Annotated in this window: 2 protein-coding genes; one reads left to right on the top strand and one right to left on the bottom strand. The window is 70.1% G+C overall.

Going from position 1 to position 4381, the window contains the following annotated elements:
* On the top strand, positions 1-3473 hold a 3473-nt coding region (locus tag G3N18_RS15540; protein WP_196385157.1), incomplete at its 5' end, for a multifunctional oxoglutarate decarboxylase/oxoglutarate dehydrogenase thiamine pyrophosphate-binding subunit/dihydrolipoyllysine-residue succinyltransferase subunit.
* Between the two features lie 137 nt (positions 3474-3610).
* On the opposite strand, the gene G3N18_RS15535 is transcribed toward G3N18_RS15540, so the two are convergent.
* Positions 3611-4381, bottom strand: a 771-nt coding sequence (locus G3N18_RS15535; protein WP_196385156.1) for a sensor histidine kinase, incomplete at its 5' end; no start/stop codon positions are given.

Here is a 4381-nt window from a genome sequence, read left to right as displayed (position 1 = left end):
GTCCGCTGACCGCGCCCATCCCCGTCGTCGGCGCGCAGCCGGTCGCGAAGACGACGACCCGCCCCGCGGCGCCCCAGCCCGTCCCGGCGCAGGCGCCGAAGGCGGAGCCGGGCACGACCGCGGAGGCCCGCGAAGACGTCGTCACGCCGCTGCGCGGCCTGCCCAAGACCCTCGCGGCGAACATGGACGAGTCGCTGACCGTGCCGACCGCGACGAGCGTGCGCACCGTGCCGGCCAAGCTCATGATCGACAACCGCATCGTGATCAACAACCACATGTCGCGCACCCGCGGCGGCAAGGTGAGCTTCACGCACCTGATCGGCTGGGCGCTGATCCAGGCCCTCAAGGCCTTCCCGAGCCAGAACGTGTCGTACGCCGAGATCGACGGCAAGCCGTCGGTGGTCGCGCCGGCGCACGTCAACCTCGGCATCGCGATCGACCTGCCCAAGCCCGACGGCACCCGCGCGCTCATGGTGCCGAGCATCAAGCAGGCCGAGTCGCTGACGTTCAACGAATACCTCGCCTCGTACGAGGACCTCGTCAAGCGCGCCCGCGCCAACAAGCTCACCGCCGCCGACTTCCAGGGCACGACGATCTCGCTGACGAACCCGGGCGGCATCGGCACGGTGCACTCGGTCCCCCGCCTCATGAAGGGACAGGGCTGCATCGTCGGCGCGGGTGCGCTCGAGTACCCCGCCGAATTCCAGGGCTCGAGCGAGAAGACGCTCAACGAGCTCGCTATCGGCAAGACGATCACGCTCACGAGCACCTACGACCACCGCGTCATCCAGGGCGCCGGCTCGGGCGAGTTCCTCAAGAAGGTGCACGAGCTGCTCATCGGCCAGCGCGACTTCTACGAGGGCATCTTCGCCGCTCTGCGCATCCCGTACGCGCCGATCCACTGGGCCTCCGACATCAACGTCGACCTCGCCGAGCGCGTCGACAAGACCGCGCGCGTGCAGGAGCTCATCAACTCGTTCCGCGTGCGCGGCCACCTGATGGCCGACATCGACCCGCTCGAGTACGTGCAGCGCACCCACCCCGACCTCGAGATCGAGAACCACGACCTCACCTTCTGGGACCTCGACCGCGAGTTCGTCACCGGCGGGTTCGGCGGCAAGCGCACGATGAAGCTCCGCGACATCCTCGGGGTGCTCCGCGACTCGTACTGCCGCACGATCGGCGTCGAGTACATGCACATCCAAGACCCGGCCCAGCGCAAGTGGTTCCAGGACAACGTCGAGGTCAAGTACCAGAAGCCGAGCCACGACGAGCAGCTGCGCATCCTCGACAAGCTCAACCAGGCCGAGGCGTTCGAGACCTTCCTGCAGACCAAGTACGTCGGGCAGAAGCGGTTCTCGCTCGAAGGCGGCGAGTCGCTCATCCCGCTCCTCGACGAGATCCTGCAGGGCGCGGCGGGCGCGGGCCTCGACGGCGCCGCGATCGGCATGGCCCACCGCGGGCGCCTGAACGTGCTCACCAACATCGCCGGCAAGACCTACAGCCAGATCTTCCGCGAGTTCGAGGGATCGGTCGCGATCGGCTCGAAGTCGGGCTCGGGCGACGTGAAGTACCACCTCGGCACCGAGGGGACGTTCGTCTCGGATGCCGGGGAGGAGCTGCCCGTCTACCTCGCCGCCAACCCGTCGCACCTCGAGACGGTCGACGGGGTGCTCGAGGGCATCGTCCGCGCCAAGCAGGACCGCGCCCCGATCGGCACCTTCCCGTGGCTGCCGATCCTCGTGCACGGCGACGCGGCCTTCGCGGGCCAGGGCGTCGTCGTCGAGACGCTGCAGATGTCGCAGCTGCGCGGCTACCGCACCGGCGGAACGGTGCACGTCGTCGTCAACAACCAGGTGGGCTTCACGACGCTCCCCCAGGACGGCCGCACGTCGGTCTACGCCACCGACGTCGCCAAGACCATCCAGGCCCCGATCCTGCACGTGAACGGCGACGACCCCGAGGCCGTCGTGCGCGTCGCGGCGCTCGCCGTGGCCTACCGCCAGGAGTTCAAGCGCGACGTCGTGATCGACCTCGTCTGCTACCGCCGCCGCGGTCACAACGAGGGCGACGACCCGTCGATGACGCAGCCGCTCATGACGAACCTCATCGAGGCGAAGCGCTCGGTGCGTCGCCTGTACACCGAGTCGCTCGTCGGCCGCGGTGACATCACCGAAGAGGAATACGACAAGGCGAAGGCCGACTTCCAGAACCGTCTCGAGATCGCGTTCGCCGAGACGCACGCGGCCGAGACCGGCACCACCGGCATCGTCGCGCCGACGACCGGCGCGGTCGACCAGGCCGTCGGCGAGCCCGAGACCACCGGGGTCTCGGTCGAGGTCGTGCAGCAGATCGGCGACGCGTTCGTCAACAAGCCCGACAGCTTCACGGTGCACCCGAAGATCCAGCAGCTGCTTGAGAAGCGCCTCGAGATGAGCCGCAGCGGCTCGATCGACTGGGGCTTCGGCGAGCTGCTCGCCTTCGGTTCGCTGCTCATGGAGGGCACGAACGTGCGCCTCGCCGGGCAGGACGCGCGCCGCGGCACCTTCGTGCAGCGCCACTCGGTGGTGCACGACCGTGCGAACGGTCAGGAGTGGCTGCCGCTGGCGAACCTCTCCGACACGCAGGGCCGCTTCTACGTCTACGACTCGCTGCTCAGCGAGTACGCCGCGATGGCGTTCGAGTACGGCTACTCGGTGGAGCGACCCGACACCCTCACCCTGTGGGAGGCGCAGTTCGGCGACTTCGCCAACGGTGCGCAGTCGGTCGTCGACGAATACATCTCGGCCGCCGACCAGAAGTGGGGTCAGCAGTCCTCCGTCGTGCTGCTCCTGCCGCACGGCTACGAGGGCCAGGGCCCCGACCACTCGTCGGCCCGCACCGAGCGCTACCTGCAGATGTGTGCGCAGGACAACATGATCGTCGCCCGCCCGTCGACCCCCGCGTCGCACTTCCACCTGCTGCGCCGCCAGGCCTACTCGCGCCCGCGTCGCCCGCTGATCGTCTTCACCCCGAAGGCCATGCTGCGTCTGCGCGGCGCGACGAGCCAGGTCGAAGACTTCACCACGGGCCGTTTCGAGCCGGTGCTCGACGACGACCGCGGCATCGACAAGGCATCCGTCACGCGGGTGTTGCTGCACTCGGGCAAGATCCACTGGGACCTCGTCTCGGAGCTCGACAAGAAGCCGAACCCCGCGGTCGCCCTCGTGCGCCTCGAGCAGCTCTATCCCGCCCCCATCGACGAGCTCAACCGCGTCATCGACAGCTACCCGAACGCCGAGCTGGTGTGGGTGCAGGACGAGCCCGAGAACCAGGGTGCGTGGCCGTTCATCGCCCTCGAGGTCGTCAAGCACCTGCACGGGCGCACCATCCGCCGCATCTCGCGTGCGGCGGCCGCCTCGACGGCGACCGGCTCGCCCAAGGTGCACGCGCGCGAGCAGGCCGCGATCCTCGAGCAGGCCATCACGACCTGAACCGCTCTCTGAGCGATGTGACGCCCGCGCGGTCTAGGGCCGCGCGGGCGTCGTCGTCGGATGCCTCGACGTCGGATGCCTCGACGTTTTGATGCCCGGCATTGGATGCCCCGGCGCCGGCCGAACCGACGTACGGGTCAGGCGTGCGACTCGTGCGCCGGCAACGACACCCGCACCCGCGTGCCCTGACCCTCGCGCGAGACGAGCGTGATGTCGCCGCCGTGCCGCGCCACGATCGTGCGGGCGAGTGCGAGCCCGAGACCGCTGCCGGGCCGGTCGCGCGCGTTGGCGCCGCGCGCGAGCTCTTCGAACACCACGGGCTGGTCGGCCGGCGGGATGCCACGACCCGTATCGGCGATCTCGAGCACGACGGAGCCCGCCTGCTCGCTGCCGCGCACCTCGATGAGGTCTTCGGCCTCGGAGTACTTCGCCGCGTTCGCCGCGACGTTGTAGAGCGCGACGAAGAGCAGGTCGGGGTCGCCGGGCACCGCCGGCAGCGGCCACGGGGCCGCGGGCAGGGCGACCGAGACGGTGCGAGCGTATGCGGCGGCGACGGCCTCGACGACGTCGTCGAGCAGCGCACCGAGGTCGACCCGTGCGCGCTCGAGATCGATGGTCTGCAGCTCGGCGAGCTTGCGCAGATCGCCCACGAGACGCGACAGGCGATCGGTCTGCGTGTCGATCGTGCGCAGCTGGGCGCGCAGGGCGGGGGCGGCGGCCGGGCCCTCCGGGTCGCCGGTCGCGGCGACCGCCGCCCGGATCGCCGTGATCGGGTTCTTCAGCTCGTGGTCGAGCCGGGCGAGGAATCGCCGGTGCTCGGCCTGCGCCGCGGCATCGGCGGCCGCCCGTGCGCTGCGCGCGGCCCGATCGAGGCTGCGCCGCAACAGCAGGGCGAGCGCGGCAGATCG

It is taken from the genome of Microbacterium paulum (genome assembly GCF_015707995.1).
GTDB classification, from domain to species: Bacteria; Actinomycetota; Actinomycetes; order Actinomycetales; family Microbacteriaceae; genus Microbacterium; species Microbacterium paulum.
Note: the sequence above shows the minus strand (reverse complement) of the source record. Positions and strands in the feature narration are given on the sequence as shown.